Source organism: Methylocaldum sp. GT1BB, assembly GCF_051027545.1.
Classification (GTDB): domain Bacteria; phylum Pseudomonadota; class Gammaproteobacteria; order Methylococcales; family Methylococcaceae; genus Methylocaldum.
This window is the reverse complement of record NZ_CP194902.1, coordinates 1,034,917-1,053,682: the sequence shown is the minus strand read 5'-3', so window position 1 is coordinate 1,053,682 and position 18,766 is coordinate 1,034,917. Positions and strand designations below refer to the sequence as shown.

The 18,766-nt window shown below is 60.5% G+C and carries 15 protein-coding genes; 4 read left to right on the top strand and 11 right to left on the bottom strand.

The window, feature by feature from the left end; translation table 11 throughout:
* Position 1: 1 nt before the first annotated feature.
* From ACR2TX_RS05900 to ACR2TX_RS05855, 10 genes are all read right to left on the bottom strand, one after another.
* A complete protein-coding gene (locus ACR2TX_RS05900) occupies positions 2–1,633 on the bottom strand; it encodes a site-specific DNA-methyltransferase (protein ID WP_434131539.1) in 1,632 nt (543 codons plus the stop codon).
* Between the two features lie 524 nt (positions 1,634–2,157).
* A complete protein-coding gene (locus ACR2TX_RS05895; RefSeq protein ID WP_434131537.1) occupies positions 2,158–3,348 on the bottom strand; it encodes a DUF3322 domain-containing protein in 1,191 nt (396 codons plus the stop codon).
* Positions 3,349–3,542: 194 nt separating this feature from the next.
* Positions 3,543–6,911 (bottom strand): ATP-binding protein, encoded by a 3,369-nt coding sequence (locus ACR2TX_RS05890; RefSeq protein ID WP_434131536.1) that lies wholly within the window; start codon positions 6,909–6,911, stop codon positions 3,543–3,545.
* Entirely contained in the window at positions 6,904–7,548 is a 645-nt protein-coding gene (locus ACR2TX_RS05885; RefSeq protein ID WP_434131533.1) for a DUF4194 domain-containing protein, read from the bottom strand. The genes ACR2TX_RS05890 and ACR2TX_RS05885 overlap by 8 nt, the downstream gene beginning before the upstream one ends.
* Positions 7,548–8,993, bottom strand: a complete 1,446-nt coding sequence (locus tag ACR2TX_RS05880) for a DUF3375 domain-containing protein (RefSeq protein WP_434131531.1) — start codon at positions 8,991–8,993, stop codon at positions 7,548–7,550. The genes ACR2TX_RS05885 and ACR2TX_RS05880 overlap by 1 nt, the downstream gene beginning before the upstream one ends.
* A gap of 54 nt (positions 8,994–9,047) precedes the next feature.
* Positions 9,048–10,031, bottom strand: coding sequence for a ParA family protein (locus ACR2TX_RS05875; protein ID WP_347259157.1), 984 nt, complete (start codon positions 10,029–10,031; stop codon positions 9,048–9,050).
* The gene (locus ACR2TX_RS05870) at positions 10,028–11,215 is read right to left on the bottom strand and encodes an RNA-binding domain-containing protein (protein ID WP_347259156.1); all 1,188 of its coding nucleotides are present in this window, start codon (positions 11,213–11,215) and stop codon (positions 10,028–10,030) included. Before ACR2TX_RS05870 ends, ACR2TX_RS05875 begins: the two co-directional genes overlap by 4 nt.
* 293 nt (positions 11,216–11,508) lie before the next feature.
* Positions 11,509–12,180: a ribonuclease T2 family protein gene (locus ACR2TX_RS05865; RefSeq protein ID WP_434131529.1), complete on the bottom strand. Its 672-nt coding sequence runs from the start codon at positions 12,178–12,180 to the stop codon at positions 11,509–11,511.
* A 187-nt stretch (positions 12,181–12,367) separates the two neighbouring features.
* A complete protein-coding gene (locus tag ACR2TX_RS05860) occupies positions 12,368–13,483 on the bottom strand; it encodes a methyltransferase (RefSeq protein WP_086134454.1) in 1,116 nt (371 codons plus the stop codon).
* An 11-nt stretch (positions 13,484–13,494) separates the two neighbouring features.
* Entirely contained in the window at positions 13,495–14,115 is a 621-nt protein-coding gene (locus ACR2TX_RS05855) for a TetR/AcrR family transcriptional regulator (protein ID WP_086134453.1), read from the bottom strand.
* Between the two features lie 252 nt (positions 14,116–14,367).
* Here ACR2TX_RS05855 and ACR2TX_RS05850 point away from each other — a divergent pair, with 252 nt between their 5' ends.
* Genes ACR2TX_RS05850 through ACR2TX_RS05835 form a run of 4 tightly spaced genes read left to right on the top strand, consistent with a single transcriptional unit; the run spans position 14,368 to position 17,341 of the window.
* The gene (locus ACR2TX_RS05850) at positions 14,368–14,520 is read left to right on the top strand and encodes a hypothetical protein (RefSeq protein WP_166642458.1); all 153 of its coding nucleotides are present in this window, start codon (positions 14,368–14,370) and stop codon (positions 14,518–14,520) included.
* 8 nt (positions 14,521–14,528) lie between these two features.
* Entirely contained in the window at positions 14,529–15,050 is a 522-nt protein-coding gene (locus ACR2TX_RS05845; RefSeq protein WP_077728254.1) for a cupredoxin domain-containing protein, read from the top strand.
* Between the two features lie 4 nt (positions 15,051–15,054).
* Positions 15,055–16,683 carry a b(o/a)3-type cytochrome-c oxidase subunit 1 gene (locus ACR2TX_RS05840; protein WP_434131527.1) on the top strand — a complete coding sequence of 543 codons (1,629 nt, stop codon included), beginning with the start codon at positions 15,055–15,057 and terminating at the stop codon, positions 16,681–16,683.
* A gap of 1 nt (position 16,684) precedes the next feature.
* Positions 16,685–17,341 (top strand): c-type cytochrome, encoded by a 657-nt coding sequence (locus ACR2TX_RS05835; RefSeq protein WP_434131526.1) that lies wholly within the window; start codon positions 16,685–16,687, stop codon positions 17,339–17,341.
* A gap of 257 nt (positions 17,342–17,598) precedes the next feature.
* Here the strand turns inward: ACR2TX_RS05835 and ACR2TX_RS05830 are convergent, their stop codons facing one another.
* The gene (locus tag ACR2TX_RS05830) at positions 17,599–18,645 is read right to left on the bottom strand and encodes a cytochrome-c peroxidase (protein WP_143735048.1); all 1,047 of its coding nucleotides are present in this window, start codon (positions 18,643–18,645) and stop codon (positions 17,599–17,601) included.
* Positions 18,646–18,766: the final 121 nt, after the last annotated feature.

Below are 18,766 nucleotides of genomic sequence, written 5' to 3'. Positions count from 1 at the left end.
CTCACACCTCCAGCGCATAAGGAGTTTGCTTGAAGACGATGCCTTCGCGCGCCGTGCGTGCCCCCATCCGGTTGGCGGCGGCATAGATCACTTTCGGGCCGTCGAATCGGGGCAAGAGGTCGAACACCGGGCCGGTCAGCACGTTGCCGCCCGTCACCGTTTTGTCCTTGAGAATGCCGTTGTAGAGCAGATAGATCGCCCTGCCCTCGTGCACGCCCAGCAAGGGCGATTCGGCCTGGCCGGCGTAGCCGCTGCCGGTTTCGGCGAACCAGACGAATTCGGCGAGTTGGGCGAACGTGACGTCGGAGCGGATCTGGCCGTCGGCGGCGAACAGGGGCTCGGCGGAGAGGCGGCAGAACTGGAATCCGCCGCGGAGTCCCTCGACCTTGTTGCCTTTGGCGCTGGTGTAGCCGGATGCGATGCGCTTAATCCTTTCCGCGGTCACGTTCCGGGCGATGCCCTTGTCCATTTCCACCAGGATGAAGCGGCGGTTGCCGCCGTCCTCCGCGTTTTGCTTCAGTACCGCATGACCGGTGGTGCCGGACCCGGCGAAGGAGTCGAGGATTAGCGAGTCTTTGTCGGTGGCGATTTGGAGGATGCGCTGGATCAGTCTGGTGGGTTTGGGGGTGATGAATACGTCGTCGGATGTTTGGAAGTGGATCAGTTCCAGCAGTTCCTGCTTAGCCTCCTGGGTATGGCCGACGTCTTTGTAAAACCACATCGTTTGCGGAACGCGACCGTCCTTCACCTCGTGTAGGAAACGTTTGATCTGTGGAATGGCATTACCGTCTTTACCCCACCAGATCCGGTTGTCGCGCTCGAGTTCCACAAACCGTTCCTTTGATACACGCCAATACATTCCCTTCGGCGGACTGTCAATCACTCGTCCAGACGGACAAGTGATTGGGTAAGTTCCAGCTGAATAGTAATTACGCGCCGATAAGTCACTTGTTTTCCAAACGCCGCGTGGATCATCGTCCGGATTCCTATATGCAGCATTTTGTTCGTCCGTACGCGGCAGCAAGTTTGGCTTCCAAGCGTCTGCTTTGGAGGCGTATATCACAACGTAGTCATGGTCTTCTGACAAATGACGCGCAGAGTTCTTTGGCGAATAGACCTTCTGCCACAGTACCGTCGCGACAAAATTCTTCGCCCCGAAAATCTCATCCATCAACAATCTCAGCGTCGCCACCTCGTTATCGTCGATTGAAACAAATATCGCTCCATCCTCGCGTAAAAACTGCTTCAGCAGCACCAGCCGCGGATACATCATGCACAGCCAGCGGTCGTGCCGGTCCAGGGTTTCACCTTCCTTGCCGACCACTTCGCCCAGCCAGCGGCGGATTTCCGGACTGTTGACGTTGTCGTTGTAAACCCAGCTCTCGTTGCCGGTGTTGTACGGCGGATCGATGTAGATGCACTTGACCTGGCCGGCGTAGCGGGGCAGCAGGGCCTTGAGCGCGTGCAGATTGTCGCCCTGGACGATCAAGTTGCCGCTTTCCCTCGCTCCCGGCCCTTCTTCCAAGAAGAGAGGCGGGCAGGAAAGTTCCGGCACCGGTTCCAAGAGCCGGAAAGGCACTTCTTTGTGATGTTTGACGACGGCTTCTTTGCCGATCCAGTTCAGAGTGGGCATCCGCGATCCTGATCTTTAGTCTTTTGGTTAGTGCTGATTCGAATGGCTCAATGATGTGCCGATCTCGGCCACGGAATCGGCTTCGCAGCATTGATAGCCGTGCCAGCAGTTTAAAACGTAGAGTCCGAGCGCGAGTGGCGAAGGAGTGTTTGAAATCGACGGTCTCGGTGGCGATGCCGTCGATTTCGCTGTTCTTGAGCAGCGATATAGCCGTAGGGTGGGTTAGGCGCACTCCAGCACCGGCCAGTCATTGAACACTGCGCTTCGAGTGCGCCGTAACCCACCGATTCCGCGGCTTGCCTGGTGGGTTACGGCGCGCGGCAACACGGAAGGAACGTTGCAGGGTCCGTCCGACGCGCGCCTAACCCACCCTACACCAGAAACATGAATCGGAACGTTGTTTTCGGCCATAGTCTTAATTATTGTCACGTATACGGTGCAATAAACAAACAAAAAGGAAAGTTCCCGCGAACCGCGAATGCAGCTAAACCGCTGATCCGCAAGGCTTAGCTCGAACGGCAAGCTCAAGCGTTATATCCAAGCCTCAGCCTATCCAATGCTGCCCCGATCCACCCGAAGCCGATCCGTTCCTGTTCGAGACGGAGGGAAGGACGGATGCGGTTGTCGCGGAGGTCGTCGTAAAGCGCCTGTTCCTCACGGGTGAGGCGGGGAAGATCGCGGCGGACCGGCTGGGGTTCGGTCACCCATTGGGACGGGTGGGCCATCAGGGTTTCGCGGTCCATCAGGAAGGATTCGGCATGGGGAAGATAGGTCCGCAGTTGGTCCAGGATGGCGAATCCGTGGGTGTCGATGTCGCCCCAGTAGTGGACGGCGCAGCGGTGCAGCCAGGCGGCTTTGGCCAGGCTGTCGAATCCGTACCCGGCGCCGAATACGACCATGCTGCGGGGCAGGTTCGGGAAGGCCAGGAAGTTGATTTCGTTTTCGGTGATGAATACCCGGTTTACTTTGGCGTCCAGCAGGGCGAAGGTGCCGTGGTCCAGGGTGACGTCCTGGTCGGTGGTGCCGGGCAGTAAAGCCAGATCGGAATCGAGAATGCGGAAACGGATTCGGACCGGCTTGTCGCGGAATCCGTAGCGGCGGCAAAACTGGCCGAGGCCGACGGCGTCGGCATCGATCGCGTCGGGCGGCAGGGTGAGGTCCAAGAGTTCCGACAACACCGAGCGATGGGTTTCGATGAACTTGGTATGGACGCCCGGAATGTCGATTTGCCGAAGATAGACGCCCGGACGCGGGTGGGCCTCTATCCAGTCGATGATGTCGAGTAGCAGCGGCCAGCGATCGGCCAGTTCCAGGGCTTTCAAGGGATGCTTGGCGAGCCAGGGGAGCGCCGAAGACTGGCGGTTCCGGGTGATCGCCGCCAGCTCGGCGAAGCGCTCGGCGTCGCGGCGTTTTCCGATCAGGGCCAGCGCGTCGTCGAGCGTGTCGATCCAGACTTCGTCGGGAATCCGGTTCGCGCCGAGGACGCGGTGCCGCACCTCGCGCATCACCACCCGGTAGTGCGAACCGCGCCTGAGATCGGCGATCCAGGTTCGTACCTGATCGAACCGGTCCGCGAGTTCGGACGACGAGGGGCCCTTGAGCGTCAGTCGGCGTGGGAAAAGGGTTTCGCCGTCGGCTAAGCCGGAAAGTATCAGCCCTTTGTCCCACAGTTTTTGCACCTGGGCGCGGAGGTCGGTGGGGGTTGTCCACTTCATGCCTCAATTTCTTCCGGTTTATGCGTCATACCGGCAGGGATTGCCGGTATCCAGGACACATGGACGTGACCGGCCTTTGCCGTCCTTGGCTTCTGGACCCCGGCAATCCATGCCGGGGTGACGATCTGCGTAGATATTTATGCTCCCACAGGAAGAGGGCTTTTTAAGAGATTCCGTAAGTGGATGAAAAGATGTCACGCCCTGGCCCTCGCCTTTTCCGCGCGGTAATCCTCGATGGAGAGATTGCGCAGCTTGGAGGCGCGGCCTTCTTCGTTGTGGACGAAGCCGACGCTGGCGACGAAGGGTTCGATGATGTGGATCTTCTGGAGCGGAGTGACGATCAGGAGTTGCAGATTGAGCTGCTGAAACAGCTTCAATCCGTACTGGGCCGATTCGTCGGAGCCGCGGCCGAAGGCTTCGTCGATGACCACGAAGCGGAAGGAGCGGGAACGCACCGCGCCCCATTCCAGGCCGAACTGGTAGGCTAGGCTGGCCGCCAGGATGGTGTAGGCCAGTTTTTCCTTCTGCCCGCCCGATTTGCCGCCCGAGTCGGAGTAGTGCTCGTGCTCCGTTCCGTCGGCACGCCAGCGTTCCGAGGCGGCGAAGGTGAACCAGTTGCGGACGTCCGTGACCCGCGCCGTCCAGCGCCGGTCCATGTCGGCCTGTCCTTCGCGCCCGCGGAAACGCTCGATGATTTCCTTCACCTGGAGGAATTTCTCTTCCGAGTATTGGGCGTCGTCCGAACCCGTCAGCGCGCCTTCGGTGCATTTGCGCAAGGCGGCCTGGAAGTCGCGCAGGTCGTTGTCCGGGGACAGCTGCGCTTCCAGCACGATGTAGCGGCCGGGGTTGTAGTCGATCTGATTCAGCGAGGCGTTGATCTGGGCGATCCGCTCCTTGATGGTCTCCCGCTCGCGGTTCAGTTGCGACTGGAAATTGGCGACCTCGCGGATGGTGTTTTCGTTGAGCAGTTCCTTGAAGCGCGCCTCGAAACGGGGCAGGTCGTCGGCTTCCAGTTTCGCCAGCATCTCGCGGTATTCGTGGGCCGCCTCGACGCTGACGTCGACGTCCTGGGTTTCCAGCCGGTAGGCTTCCTTGTATTCGGCCATGGCTTTGATGATCTTGTCACGCAGACGGCCGAGCTTGGCGTCCTCCGCTTCGATGCGGCCCTGCAGCCACTTGCGCGTGTCCTGTTCGCGCGGGTCGCAGTTTTCGACTTCGAGGCGATGTTCGCCCAAGGCTTCCGCCCGCATTGCGTCCAGCGAGGCGAAGCGGGCCGCGTGGACGGCATTGGCCGGGTCGTCGAGCACGGCCTGGGTTTGCACGCGCAAGGCGTCGGCATCGTTCCTCCTCTGTACTGCCCTCGATCGATCGTCCCTGCGGTCGACGAGCCGGCGTTCGGTTTCTTCCAGGGCGAGCACCAGGGCATTCAAGCGTTCACCGAGTTGCTTGAGCACGTCCGAGGCGGCTTCGAGCCGGCGTTTTTCTTCCTGTAACCTCGCCACTTCGCTGGCCAGGGGGTGCCAGTCGAGTTCGCGGAAGTCGCGGTAGACGTCGAGCTTCGACAGCGTCGCCAGGCGGGCTCTGATCGCCTTTTGTTCGGTGTCGAGGGCGGCGAGGCGGCTGCCCAGCTCGCCCAGCCGGGTCTCGAGCTGCCGTGCCCTGGATTCGAGAGTCGCGATCTTGGCGGCGTTGGACCAGCCGAGCACGTAGCGGCTGCGGTCGTCCAGGCGGTGCCGGTCGTCCTTTTCGTGGCGCTCGCCGGGCGCCTTGATCTGGCCGGCGCGGGTGATGGCCTTGGGTTCGCGCCGGAACTGCTCCTGCGTTGCGCAGCAGGCGTAATCGAAGCGATGGGCGAGTTCGCGTTCCAGCCAGTCGTAAAAGGCCGAATCGGGCTTGACGGCGAGCTTGTGCGCCAGCGAGCCGCGGTTGAGGCTGGGGAGCTCGCCGCGCTGGCCTTCCCGCACCCGGAAATAGACCAGCCGCCCCTTGAGGTGGGTGCGGTCCACCCACTCCGCGACCCGGGCGTAATGGACGTCCGGCACCAGCATGGACAGGCCGAAGTTGCGCAGCAGGCGTTCCGCCGCGCCTTCCCACTCGTCCTCGCGCACCTGGATCAGCTCGCCGGCGAACGGCATGTCGTCCTCGGACAGGTTCAGCGCACGGCACAAGGCGGCGCGCATGGCGATCTGCTGGGCGTCGATATTGCTGCGGCGGGCTTTCAGGCTCTCGATCTCGGCCGTCAGCGCCTTGTGTTCCTCGCGGCCCTGGGCGAAAGCGAAGCGCACTTCGTTTTGCTCGTTCTGCAGCTCCGCTTCGCGGGCGTCGGCCTTGTCTTGCAGGAGGGCGAATTCGCGCCGCCGGGCGAGAAAGGCGTCGTCGTCCTCGGGCGGAACGAGATCCAGGGACCGCACCAGTTCGGCATAGTCTTCGGCTTTCTTGCGCCGACGCGCCTGTTCTTCGTCTTTCTGGCGGATTTCCTCGCCGATCCGCTCGATGCGGTCGCCGCCGTTCTCGGCGATGCTGCGCCGAAGTTCCCTCTCTTCGGCCTGCTGTCCTTGCTTTCGTTCTTCCAGCCGCGCCACCAGCGTATTGAGTCGCGCCAGGTCGTCGTCGAGTGTCGCGATGCGCTTTTCCAGCAGGCCGAGTTTCAGGCGCGCAAAATAAGGTTTGAGCGCCTCGCGGCAGGCCCGCAGTTCCTCGCAGCGGGCGCTGACTTCCGTATGCCGGTCGCAGTCGGCCACCAGAGGCGTGAGCAATTCCACCTGGCGCTTGGCCTTGAGCACCGCCTCGTGGGCGCGGTTGAGGTCGTCGAAGTGAGCGATCAGGGCGGCGACGCGGGGGGCGACGTCGAAAGGCTCCAGCATGTGGCTGCGCACGAAGTCGGTCAGGTTGCCCACCGATTTCATCGACACCGTCTGGTGAAACAGTTCCAGCGCCTGTTCGTTGTCGATGCCGAAGCGGCGGCGGAACCAGGCGCCGTAAGGCGGGAAGCTGTCGAAGATTTCGACGCCCGAGTTGCGCAGCCGTTTGCGCAGGGCGCCGATGTCCGAGCCGAAATGGGCGAAATCCGCGGTGATGGACAGCGCGCGCTCGGCGCCGACGAAAAAGCGCGCCGGCTGGCCTTGCGGCTCTTTCATCCAGAACACTTGGGCCAGGGTCACGGTCTGATCGTAGCCGGCGTTGTGGAACACGCCGAGAATCACCGAGTAGCTGTTGTGGTCGCGCAGGGCGACCGGCTTGGCCGAGCCGGTGGCGTCGCTGCGCTCGGATTTGTAATGGCCCAGCACGTAGGAGCGCAGGGTGCGCTCCCTGGTGTCGGCTCCGGCCGCCTTGTTGTAGGCGATGCGGTGGGCCGGCACCAGCAGCGTGGTCACGGCGTCGACCAGGGTGGATTTGCCGGAACCGATGTCGCCGGTGAGCAAAGCGTTCTTGCCGTCGAGATGCAGCGTCCAGATCCGGCCGTCGAAGGTGCCCCAGTTGAACACTTCCAGGCGGTGCAGGCGATAGCCGGTGAGCGTGTCGTCGCCGATGAAATCGAGGCTCAGCGTTTCCATGTCAGTCATTGTCTCGGTTGTCTTGTCGGTTTTCGAGCAGATGCGCCTTGTAGGCATCCAGCCGCTGATCGAATTCCGCCAGCCACTGTGCGTCGATGAAAGCCTTGAGAATGCGCCGCACCTCGAACATGGCTTCCTGCCCGGCGGGCGGCTTCAAGCGGCGCAGGAAGCCGAGTTCCACGATCCTGTTGAGGTGGGCGTCGACCTGGTCGATCAGCCTGGCCTCGTTGCTGCCCTCGGGCAGGAACACCCGGATCAGCTCGACCGCCTCGCCACGCGACAGCACGAGACGGGTGTCGCCGCCGCTCGCATCGAATTCGGCCAGTTTCTTGCGCAGCAGCGCCAGCAGCAGGCTGACCGGGAACGACAGCGGGCGCCGGACAACCAGGCGCGGCGTCCTGGCCGCGGCGTCGTCCTCGTCGTCGGCGAGCGAGCGCAGGAAGGCGTAGCCTTCGGCTTGGTCCAGCATCAGCTCCAGCCCGAGCACGGCCACATAGTCGCGCACGCGGCCCTGGAAATTGAGCAGCGCGTTCCACAGCGCGGGATCGCTTTCCTGGTAGATCACGCCCTTCAGCAGCGGCACCACTAGGGCCGAGAGATCGGGCGCGGTGTTGTTCGGCGTTTCGATGTCTTGTTCCGCCATCATTACCTCACGAAGATCACCCGCGGCAGCCGGGCTTGTTTCATGCGCCCGTCGTCGCCGTAGTGCCACACGATGATTTCGGTGACCTCTTCATCCACAACGGACTTGAAGGTTTCGCCCGCCAGTTGCAGGTAAGCGACCAATTCGGCAAGCCCCTGCTTCAAGGGACGCTTCTCGCACAGTTCGCGCAGAGTGATTTGCGAGCGTTCCTGCAAGGCATGGCGGATGTGGCGCGACAGCGCCGTTTTGTCGACGACCACCTGGGAGAACAGCGCGGCGGCGTCCACCTCGGTATCGCCTGTTTCCAGCGCCAGGTCGGCGATGCGCGGCTTGATCGGCGGGACGTAGAGCGGCCTTTCCAAGGGCAGCTCGATGGTCGCGGCGGTGTCGGCGACGCTCATGACCTCGCCCGCGGGCGGCGAGTCGCGCAGTTCCAGCGCCTTGGCCTCGATGTTGCGGAGGATGTCCATGATGCGCCGATTCTCCAGCCAGGCCTTGTCGTCCAGGAAGCGCCGCAACTGCTGCGAAAGCTGGGCGACCGTGCGCTGGGTGTGCTCGCCCGCTTCCAGCCAGTCATAGTGAATGCGGCGGGTGCGGGCGTCCGGCCGGAGTTCGGCCACCGGCGGCAGGTTCAGCACCCGATCCAGCAGTTCCGTCAGTTCTTCCTGGCGGCGGCTGGACATGAGGAAATCCCAGAAGGCGCGGAAGCTTCGGCCCTGATCCGAATCGGCGATGGCGTCGCGCTCGCCCATGATCTCTTCCAGCAGCGCGCCCTTGCCGCCGTCCCACAGCGCGATGCGCTCCCGCACCCGCCGGTCCAGTGCGCGGAAATTGTGCTCGACCTCGCGAAAATCGGTGAGGAGTTCTCGGGCGAGCGCCATGAACTGCTGGAAGCGGTCCTTGAGCGCCGTGTCGTCCAGCAGGGGGATGTCGCCGGACAGAATGCGCGCGATCTCGGCGTCGATCTCGTCGCGGCGCTTGTGGAGTTCTGCGATGCGCGCCTCGGGGTCGGTCTCGGAGCCTTCGCTCATCTGCTTGAGCAGTTCGAACAGCGTGAGCAGCCGCGATTCCGTCCCGACGAAAGCCCGTTCGGTCAGCGTGCCCAGCCAGGCTATCGCCTTTTCGGTGGCTGGGGTCAGATCGAAATGCGGTTCGTCCGAGCCCTGAACATAGAACTTGCGTAGCCAGGCCTTGTCGTTGCCGGCCCAGTCGTTCAGGTATTCGAGCGCAGGCTTAGGGAAAGCGTCCTCCCCCAGCCGCTCGCGCAGCCCGAACAACTCGTCCTCCAGCGCCTCGGCCAAATCCGCCTGCGCCATCACCCGCACATTGGGCGCGACGAACACGCGATGAAGAAAACTCGCCACCAGCGGCGCGTGATCCGAGCGCAGCAAGCGCCAGGCCGGATGGTTCTGGCGGAGAAGGTCGAGGGTGGTGAAATCCAAACTCATGGCAGGTCGTGAAAGCGCTCAATCGCCCGTTGTGATTCGTTGGAATTGCCTTCCTTAGTGCATGGCGACGCCAGCCCGGTCGGCGATTTTTCGGGCGAGGCGTTGAAAGTCTCTGTAACAGTCGGAGACCGCTTCTTGATGGGAGCCAATGGCGCCGTCGGCCGATTTCAGGAAAAACATCGGCTTGCGGGCGTCCATCGCCATGGGCATCAGGCTGCGGTAGTGCCTGAGCAAGGCAAGATTGTAGGGATCATTTGCAACGCTGGGGCTGTTTGCGGAGGACTCAGTCAGTACCGCTTCACGATAAACCGAAGGAATACGTGCCATCCAGCGCTGATAGGCCTTGACCGGCCGGCTGTCGCGTATGCTGTGTTGCATGACGACATAACCGACGGGCTGCATCGTGCCGCGGGGCATGGGAACGTCTTGCGGCGCTTTCGGCAACAACTCCGCCCAAACCTCGCGCCATTCCCGCAGCGTGGGTCCCAAGTTCTTGAGGCCTTGCAGCGAAAATAAATCCGGTGCCAGCGGCAGTACCACCTGATCGGAAGCGATGAGCGCCGAGCGGTTGATAGCGCCTAAATTGGGACCGACATCGACGAGAACGATTTCCGCTCCCCAGGTACTCCCTTCCAGAATGAGCCGGTGGAAAGCCGTCATGGTGCGGAAAGCCGACTCGTCGCGGTTGTGGCAGCGCGGCCAGGCATCCGAGAGTTTGTCTTCGAAGCGGGAAAGCCCCAAATCGCCGGCGATGAGTCCCAAATTCGGGGTGATTTTTTCGACATGCGGCGAAGCGATGTCGCCGATGCCGCGCAGAATGGGACGGATGATCCCGTACACGGTCTGCGGGTGGTCATCGTCCGGCCACAGTTCTTCCAGGCGAGTTTCGTCCAGGAACATGGCCGTCAGATTGGCCTGCGGGTCGAAATCCACCGCCAGGGTTCTGACGCCGCGGTCGGCCAGCATCCATGCCAGGTGATATACCAACGACGTTTTGCCGACGCCGCCCTTGTTGTTGAAAAACGCCACGGTTTTCATGTCGCTCTCCGATACACCTTGACCAGTACCGTGTGCGGGTCAAAAAAGTCGAACTGGGCCGGCGGATTGCCGTTCAGCGCGAGCAGCGCCTGCGCGCGCTGAACGCCGTAGCCGAAACGATTCACAAAGCCCAGCGATTTCATGGCTTCCGCGATGATCGGATTGCGGTAGCTGTTGCGAGTAGGGAAATTCTCCGGCGTGGCCTCGCCGTACAACCCGCCCGGACTCAGGATTTCGACATGATCGCTGAACCAATAGAAGCGGATGGGGGTGTTGCTCTCATAGTTACGGTGCATCACGGCATTCATCAGAAGCTCCCGTAGCGCCCATTCGGGGTAATCGGGCACCAATTTTTCCTCGAAACCGCCTACCGTATGAAGCCTGGTTTGGATAAGCAGTCTTACGCGGCTTTCGAGCTCGTGCAGAATGGAGTGCAAGTCACCGGAGATTTCGGCCTGATCCTCGGGCACATCGGTCAAATCGGTACCCGGCAGTTTTAGATATTGCACATAAGCGCCCGGAAGGTAAAAGCGCGGGTTTTTGCCGAACAAAAGAATGCCCGCATGGGTAGGACAGTGGCGTTCGGTGTCGAACAAGCGGAGGGCGGCTAATTGATGTTCGATGGGCCTGTGATTGGCCAAGACCGTTTCAGGGTCGATGGTCTCACGGCGGTAGGCGTCAAATTGCCCCAAGGCAATGTCGTTGAGCCTCGCTTCCAGGCACGGGCGGGCATCGAAGGAGCGTGCCAGCGCTGTGCGGCGCTCGGATAACAAACGTTCTTCCTGCTCGTTGGCAAGGCCTTTGCGCGGACCAACACGGATATGGACCCGCCCCTTGTACCTTACGGGGGGCAAGTCGGAGGGCAACACCTCGACGACCGCCACATCGCCGCCCTGCAATGCGAACTTGAATACATTCATTGCCGGTTGCGGCAGTACGTTTCCATCGGAACGGATGGCGCCGAGATTCTTGAGCAACTCGTCGGTAACGGTCAGTCCTGAAAGAGATCCGTCGTCATTGACCCCTATCAGGAGATAGCCGGGACGGCGATGGCCGGGGAGGTCGTTGGCAAAGGCACAGATGGCTTGGCCGAATTTGTCGGTATCCGACGTTGATCGGGTTCGTTCGATGCGGTCGGATTCGAGATCCGATAGCAGCGCGAGCAGTTCATCTTGACCTAACATGCTTTGGTCCTCCGACGCTTCGTTTGCCTGAACCCACTGGAGAGATTACCGCGCGTTGGCATACAGGGTTCACCCGGGCCGAAAACAAACAGTAATTCTAAGGAGAAATCGGGTATACCGACACAAGATTATCTCTTTAGTTGCCGGCTATTCGATTATTCGCCGAAGGATAGCTCGACTGGCGCGAGAGCAGGCGAAAGCCCGTTCCCAAGGTTGCCATCGGGCAGATCATCGAGCGGGGCGCCGGTCCGATTACGTCGCCATTCCGGTAGGCGCAGGGCGCGTCTCGGCGTTCAACGCGCTCCGGTGACCGTGACGGTTTTCTGGGTCCGGCAGGTGTCGCGGATGCTCTCGCAGCGGGTAAAGGCGTGGGTGTCGCGGTCGAAGCAAACGATGACTTCGTCTAGGGTCTTGGCGCTGCTTCTTTGGCCGTTCGCGCCGCAGGACAGCACGATTTCGTCGTCATCGAGCCCTGGATTCTTTTCCATGAACAGCCGCTCGATCTCCTCCGCTTCGGCGGTTTCGGCGAGGCCGGGCAAATTCAGTTTTCGGTAAAGCGCTTCGGTCAGCTCGAAATAGCCGCTGCGGGACAGCGCGGTGCAGGTTCCGTGGGCCCTCCATTCGTGACGGATCAGATAGTCCGACGGCATGAAGGCGTGAATCCTGCGTTTATCGACCCGATCCGGGCGTCCGCCGTTTCGGCATTCGCGCGGAGCATCGTTTTCACACTGAGGCCAGAGTCCATGTACGATAAATCGACGGTTTTCCCGGCACTGCGGCTCGTGCCGGAGGCCGGGATGGGAACGGCAGAACTCCGGCGACCAGGACAGGGCCAGGGCGTAATACTTGAATTTGCCGGCCACATTATCACTGCAGGCGTATTCGTCTTCCGCGCTCCAGTCCGCATATGCCGGAAGAGCTGAAAAGGCCAGTGCGAATAAGACGATTCTCTTCAGGATGTTCACGGTTTGCCCCCAAGAAGCGGTGCGGCTGAAGCGACCGTTTGCGATGGGTTTAGGATCACGGTTTTCTTATGTGTCTTTTCGGGGTTATTGTACTTGGGCATTTGTGCGGAATGCTCATGCGTCTCGGCGGCAAAATGTGAAGGCGGAATTTACCGGCGATTCGAGTTCAGGTCACCGGCAAATCTCGTTATCTCGGCTGTAGAACGAGTATCTTCGCAAACGATCGAAGGTTCACCACTTCTTCCAGCATCATCCCGCACCGGTCGAACAGACTCCGCCATTCATCGAGAGTCCTCTCTCTTCCTCGGGTGGCCATGAACATTTGCATGTCGAGAGCAGCGCCGGCAAGGTCGGCCCGCAATTCGGCCATGACCAGCTCCATCAGGGCGATGCGGGCGTCCGTTCCGGCGCAAGCGCCGGCAAGATTGGTGAGAGCTTTGGCGCAGGTCTCGTCGTCGAAGCCGTGCAGTACGGCGCTGAGCAGGTAGATGTCCTTGTCGCTCGTCGCCGTCGGGACCGCTTCGAGTAGATCGCCGGCCTGAAAGCTCAGGCGGGCGAGCAGCTCCGGAGCTTCGCGTCCAATCCAATATCGTTCGGCATCCCGGATAACCTGAGCGCGATCGACCACCACGGCTTTCAGATGCGGATGCCGTTTCAGAATGGCAAGGGACTTACTGCCCCTCGATCCGCCGACATCAATCACGCGCTCGAAACGTCCCCAATCGAAGTCGCGGGCGAAGCTGTCTCCGGTCAAGGCTTCAACGCTGTCCATCGCCCGCGAGAACAGTGCGTCGAATTCGGGGTGGCTGTCCATATAAGCAAACAGGTCCTGCCCATGAGCGAGCCCGAAAGGAACTTCCCCTCTCTTGACGCCGTTTTCCAATTGTTCATACCAGGGGCGACTCATCTCCTCCGAGTTGTGCATCAGAATCATCGCGCGCACGCTTTTCGGGTGGTCCTTCCGCAGATAGGCGGAAACGCGGTTATTACCGAACACACGTGGCGACACTTCCTGGAAAACACCGATGGCAGCGAGCATCCGAAGCAGCCGGTGGACGCCATCGGGCTGCGCGGAGACCTGCGCGGCGATCTTTTCGGCCGTGAGCTGTTGGTCTCCCAGCACCGTCGCGATGTCGAGTCGGGCGGCGACGTAAAGCGCCCGCGATTGCCAGAAAGCCGAGCCGATCTGCATTAGGCGAAACGGCGGCGGCGTCAGCTTGTCCGGGATGGTCTGGAGCCAGCCGGCGAATTTCATCAATCGGGAAAACAGCCGAACGGCTCCGGTAGTTTTTTGTAATGGCATCGCGGCTCCAGCTATTCGTGCGGGGCCGGTGCCAGGCCCCCTGTAAAGAGTCGGCCGTTGAACTCGGCCAGGGTTTCGATGAACGCTGCATCCATCGCATGCCCCATCTGTTCCTCGAAGATGTCTTTCAGCAGCATCGGCATCATGGCCAGGCTGACGAATGTCATTCTCAGGATGTCGGGGTCTACCGATGGGGCGATCTGTCCATGGCTTTTCAAGTCGGCCACGGTCCGCGCGCCGCGTGTGCGTCCCCGTTCCAGCAATTGCTGAATGAAGCGTCGGCCCGGGCCTTGGTTCAGCGCCAGCACTTTCAGGATCAGCCTGGGAAATTCAGGCCGTTTGGACATCGTGTCGTAGTAGAGACGGAGGAAATCCGTAAAGCCTTTCACCGACGACAGCATCGGGCCGTCCAGCACATCCAGCAACGGGCTCAACGTATCCCGGATCATCTCCTCGTACAGACCTTCCTTGCTGCCGAAGTAGTAACGGATCATCGAAATATTGGCGTCGGCCTTTTCGGCAATCCGTCGGGTCGTGACCTTGTGGTATTCGTCGGCGAGAAAGCATTCGAGAGCCGCCCTGAGCAGCCGGGACCGGACGGGGGCTGGAGCTTGTTCGGCGGCGACAGCCATGGTCTTCTCCTATAGCGGATGACGGAAACCAGAGTAGCATCCGCCTGTTGCCATCGATAGCGGTTTCGCCAATCAAAACGCGTCCTTTGATTGATTCATGGCTCGGCGCGCAGGGCTATTAGCTCTATCGCGTATTCGGCAAAACTTGTTGCGTTGCCGCCAAATCATAACGGATTAATGCTTGCGTTCGGCCATCAGGCGGGGCACACTCCACGACTGTTGAGGCACGGCTAATTTGTCAAGGGGACAAATATGGATATCAAAAATGAAGAAGAACGTTTTGATCCCTCGAAATTCACGCCGATCGGCACTTGGACACTGCTTTGCCTGATCGTCGCCGGAATGGTGATCGCCTGGCTTTTCCTTTACTTCGGCGTGTTTCTGCCGCGCGGCGGCGTGCAGTGAGGTGAGCCATGCATATCCACCCGCTCGAGAGAAGATGGATTTATGTCGTTCTGGCGGTCATCGGCATCTTTCTGCTGGCCATTTTCTACACCGCCATCGCACGAAACATCCATCCGCCCAGTCACATCGAAACCATCGATTCCGCCAGTCTCCATCTGAGCGAGGAATTCGCCGAGGATAAACTCGGCGTTTGGACCCAGCCCGACGGCACGATCAAAGTGACTCTGGTCGCCGCCCGCTACGGGTTCTATCCCCGCGAGATCCAGCTTCCCGCCGGAACCCAAGTGACGTTCCGCATCGCCAGTGCCGACGTCCTGCACGGCATCCATATCCCGATGACCAACATGGGCACGATGGTCGTGCCGGGCTACGTCTCCGAGATCACCACGACCTTTCCGAAGCCTGGCGAATATCCCATGCTCTGCAACGAATACTGCGGGCTCGGGCACGATCACATGTGGAGCAAGGTGACCGTAGTGGCCAAGGAAAGCTGGCCCGCGGCACCCAATGCGCAACCGGTAAGGAGATAAGCGTATGCTCGCAATCGAAATCAGAAAACTGGCGCTGAGCCATTTCGCGGTCGCTTTCGGTGCCTTCGCCTTGGCGGCGGTTATGGGGTTTTACCAGGTGCTGGAGCGCAGCGACCTGATCCCGGCCCTGCAGTCGCCCGGCGTGTACTTCGCTTCCGTCAGCACTCATGGGGTGTTGATGGCTTATGTGCTGACCACCTTTTTCATCATGGGGTTCGGCTACGTCACGGCCGTGTCCAGCCTGAAGATGCCGCTATGGAATCTGAAATGGGCCTGGATCGGTTTCTGGATCAGCACGGTCGGGACGGGATTGGCCGCGATCCCGTTGCTGCTGGGTCGGGCATCGGTGCTCTACACCTTTTATCCGCCGGTGCAGGCCCATGCGCTGTTTTACATCGGCGCAACGCTGCTGGTGGTGGGCTCCTGGTTCTGGTGCGTGATCATGATCGCCATGCACAGGCAATGGAAGGAGGCTCATCCGGGCGAGCCGGTGCCCCTGCCGATGTTTGCTACTACCGCCAACGCGATTCTGTGGCTTTGGACCAGCGCGGGCGTGGCGGCGGAGGTTTTGTTCCAGCTTGTTCCCTGGTCCTTGGGATTGAAGGATACGGTTGACGCCGGGCTAGCGAGAACGCTATTCGCCTGGACTCTGCATCCTATCGTCTATTTCTGGCTGATACCGGCCTATATCGCGCTTTACAGCTTCGTTCCCAAGGCGGCGGGCGGGAAACTTTTTAGCCACGAACTGGGACGTGCGGCTTTCGTCATGCTCTTGGTGCTCAGTCTGCCGATCGGTTTTCACCATCTTTATATGGACCCCGAACAGAGTGCCGGCTTCAAGCTGTCTCACGGTGCGCTGACCTTTCTTGTGGCCGTGCCGACCTTGCTTACCGCCTTCACGGTGACCGCCTCGCTGGAGATGGCCGGCCGATCCAAGGGAGGCACGGGCTTGTTCGGCTGGATCGGGGCCTTGCCCTGGCGCAACTCCATGGTGCTCGCGGGCATTCTTGCGGCTGCGATGCTGGTCCTGGGCGGTTTCGGCGGCCTGGTCAACGCGAGTTATGCGATGAACGCCATGGTCCACAATACGGCCTGGGTGGCCGGGCATTTCCATCTGATCTTCGGCGGGACCACCATCATCATGTACATGGCCACGGCCTATTACCTTTGGCCACACGTGACCGGCAAGCCGCTTGTTTCGTCCACGTTGCCTCTCGTGCAACTGTGGTCGTGGTTTTGGGGGTTCGTCATTCTGACGACGGCCTGGCATATTCTCGGGTTGCTCGGCCAGCCGCGCCGCATTTCGACCGTGACCTACAACAGTCCCCTCACCTTCGCGTGGGATCCCTATATATTGACCATGGTCGTCGGGGGAACCGTGCTGACGTTTTCGGCCGGGCTGTTCGTCTACATCCTCGCGAAATCGTACCGACAGCCGGAAACGGCGCCGATTCAGGCGGACGAAATCGAATACGCGGAATCGCTGGACCCGGTGACCCGGGTGCATCCGCTGTTGAACGGTTTTAGAGTGTGGAATATAGCGATAGCGGTGCTCATGCTGGTGAACTTCGGCTATCCGATCGCCCAGTTTTTCCTGATCAAGACCTTTGGCTCGGTCGCGTGGGGGTACTGACATGAAAAAGGGCTATGTTTTCGCATGGATCGTGCTCGTTGCGGCGAACGGTCAAATCTCGGCGGAGCCTTCGACCCAGGTGGCGTGGACCCCGGAAACCCTGAGGTTCGTCAAGAACGGCGATGCCGAGAGGGGTAAGGAACTCGCGCAAGCTTGCGAAGCCTGCCATGCCGCGACGCCGGAAAACGCCGAAAGCGAATTCCCGTATCTTCAAGGGCAATCGGCGACCTATCTCTATAAGCAGCTTCACGATTACAAGAGCGGCAGCCGCTCGAACGAGATCATGGTGGGCATAAGCGCCGGCCTGTCGGATCAGGACATGGCGGACGTCTCGGCCTGGTACAGCCGCCAGTCCCTGCCTCCCGCAAAGAAGGCAGATGAGGTTCCGGACACGATCCGCAAACTCGTCGACCGCGGCGACGGAACGCGCATCGTAGCGCCCTGCGCCGTCTGTCACGGTTCCGCCGGGCAAGGCCAGACCATGGATACGCCGGTCCTTGCCGCCCAAAAGGCCGCCTATCTCGAACAAACGATGCTGGCGTACAAATCCGAGGCGCGACGCAACGATATCTACCGGCGCATGCGCCTGATCGTGCAGCAGCTCAACGACGAGGAGATCCGGCAGTTGGCGAGGTATTACGCGGGTTTGGAACGCTGATCGATTTTCCCTCTCATTTTTTCGCGTAACCGGAATAAGCGTTAGCCGGTCTGCCGGGAACGGCTAATTCCATTCGGCATGCGTGTGGACATTCATCGTAGGGTGGATTTAGCGGAGCGTAATCCACCGATTGAAGGTCGCTCGGTGGGTTATGGCCTCGCGGCCTAACCCACCCTACAAACATGAATTCCAGATTGAAAGCGACTTGGAATAACGCCTCTTCGACGCCGCTCGGAAAGGCTCATCCTTCTACATGGCTAATGCGTTTTGGTGCCCTCGGGTTTTACCGTACCTTCCGGCGTAACTTCCACGATCGGCAAGGGTGTGTCTTTGGTGTGAGCCGGCAGGTGGGTCAATTCGATTTTGGGTTGATCGCCGGTCAAGGTTCTCAAAAAGGTGGTGACCGAGTCGATTTCCGGATCGGTCAGCTTGGCACCCAGTTGCGCCGTGCCCATGATGGCCACGGCCTGCCGGAGATCCCACACCTGGCCGGAGTGGAAATAAGGAGGCGTCAGCACGATATTCCTCAATGAGGGCACTTTGAAGACGTATTCGTCGCTGGCGGTATTGGTGACGGTGAATCGTCCCTTGTCCTTCAGCGGCAGGATTTCCGCACCGGGTTTTTCCACGACGCCGAAAGGAAAATAGCCGTTGCCGCCGATGTTGATGCCGTTGTGGCAGTTCGAGCAGCCCTTGTCCATGAACAGCGCCAGGCCTTGTTTTTCCGCATCGTTGAGCGCTTTGTCGTCGCCTTTGAGATAGCGGTCGAACTTGGAATTCGGGGTAATCAGGGTCGCTTCGAAGGCCTCGATGGCCTTTGCCAGATTATCGAAGCTCACCGGGTTGGGTTCGTTCGGGAAAGCTTGCTTGAAGCGTTCGACATAGCCGGGGATGGTGTTCAGGGTTTTTTCGAGCCGCTCGGGGGTATTGTTCATCTCCACGCTGGCCTGCAAGGGACCCTTGGCTTGCGTTTGAAGATCGGCCGCCCGCCCGTCCCAGAACTGGGCGATATTGAACACGGAATTCAGCACCGTGGGTGCATTGCGGGGCCCTTTCTGCCATCCGTGTCCGATCGAAGTCTGCTCGAGATCGACGCCGCCCAGCGCCAGGTTGTGGCAGCTATTGCAGCTGATCATCCAACTCCTCGAAAGACGCGGATCGAAGTAGAGCATCTTGCCCAACTCGATCCTTTCCGGCGTAACGACAGTGTTCCGGATGGGCGGCGGTTCGGTGGGAATGGGTTTGAACAGGGCCTGCGCCCTTTGCATAAGCTCCTCGGCTGCCCATGCGTTTCCCACCACCATAAGCGGCAAGCACAAGATTAGTCTTTTCACCTTTCCTCTCCTCGTGAAAACCGAGTACCAGAACCGGCAAGCCCTGGCGAGTGATTATCGGATCGCATTTCAGCCGCTCAAATGCGATTTA

Coding starts and splice junctions, on each gene's coding strand:
- ACR2TX_RS05850 (WP_166642458.1), top strand. CDS start 14,368: ATGGATATCAAAAATGAAGAAGAACGTTTTGATCCCTCGAAATTCACG.
- ACR2TX_RS05890 (WP_434131536.1), bottom strand. CDS start 6,911: ATGACTGACATGGAAACGCTGAGCCTCGATTTCATCGGCGACGACACG.
- ACR2TX_RS05870 (WP_347259156.1), bottom strand. CDS start 11,215: ATGTTAGGTCAAGATGAACTGCTCGCGCTGCTATCGGATCTCGAATCC.
- ACR2TX_RS05875 (WP_347259157.1), bottom strand. CDS start 10,031: ATGAAAACCGTGGCGTTTTTCAACAACAAGGGCGGCGTCGGCAAAACG.
- ACR2TX_RS05880 (WP_434131531.1), bottom strand. CDS start 8,993: ATGAGTTTGGATTTCACCACCCTCGACCTTCTCCGCCAGAACCATCCG.
- ACR2TX_RS05895 (WP_434131537.1), bottom strand. CDS start 3,348: ATGAAGTGGACAACCCCCACCGACCTCCGCGCCCAGGTGCAAAAACTG.
- ACR2TX_RS05830 (WP_143735048.1), bottom strand. CDS start 18,645: ATGGTGGTGGGAAACGCATGGGCAGCCGAGGAGCTTATGCAAAGGGCG.
- ACR2TX_RS05885 (WP_434131533.1), bottom strand. CDS start 7,548: ATGATGGCGGAACAAGACATCGAAACGCCGAACAACACCGCGCCCGAT.
- ACR2TX_RS05900 (WP_434131539.1), bottom strand. CDS start 1,633: ATGCCCACTCTGAACTGGATCGGCAAAGAAGCCGTCGTCAAACATCAC.
- ACR2TX_RS05835 (WP_434131526.1), top strand. CDS start 16,685: ATGAAAAAGGGCTATGTTTTCGCATGGATCGTGCTCGTTGCGGCGAAC.
- ACR2TX_RS05860 (WP_086134454.1), bottom strand. CDS start 13,483: ATGCCATTACAAAAAACTACCGGAGCCGTTCGGCTGTTTTCCCGATTG.
- ACR2TX_RS05855 (WP_086134453.1), bottom strand. CDS start 14,115: ATGGCTGTCGCCGCCGAACAAGCTCCAGCCCCCGTCCGGTCCCGGCTG.
- ACR2TX_RS05840 (WP_434131527.1), top strand. CDS start 15,055: ATGCTCGCAATCGAAATCAGAAAACTGGCGCTGAGCCATTTCGCGGTC.
- ACR2TX_RS05845 (WP_077728254.1), top strand. CDS start 14,529: ATGCATATCCACCCGCTCGAGAGAAGATGGATTTATGTCGTTCTGGCG.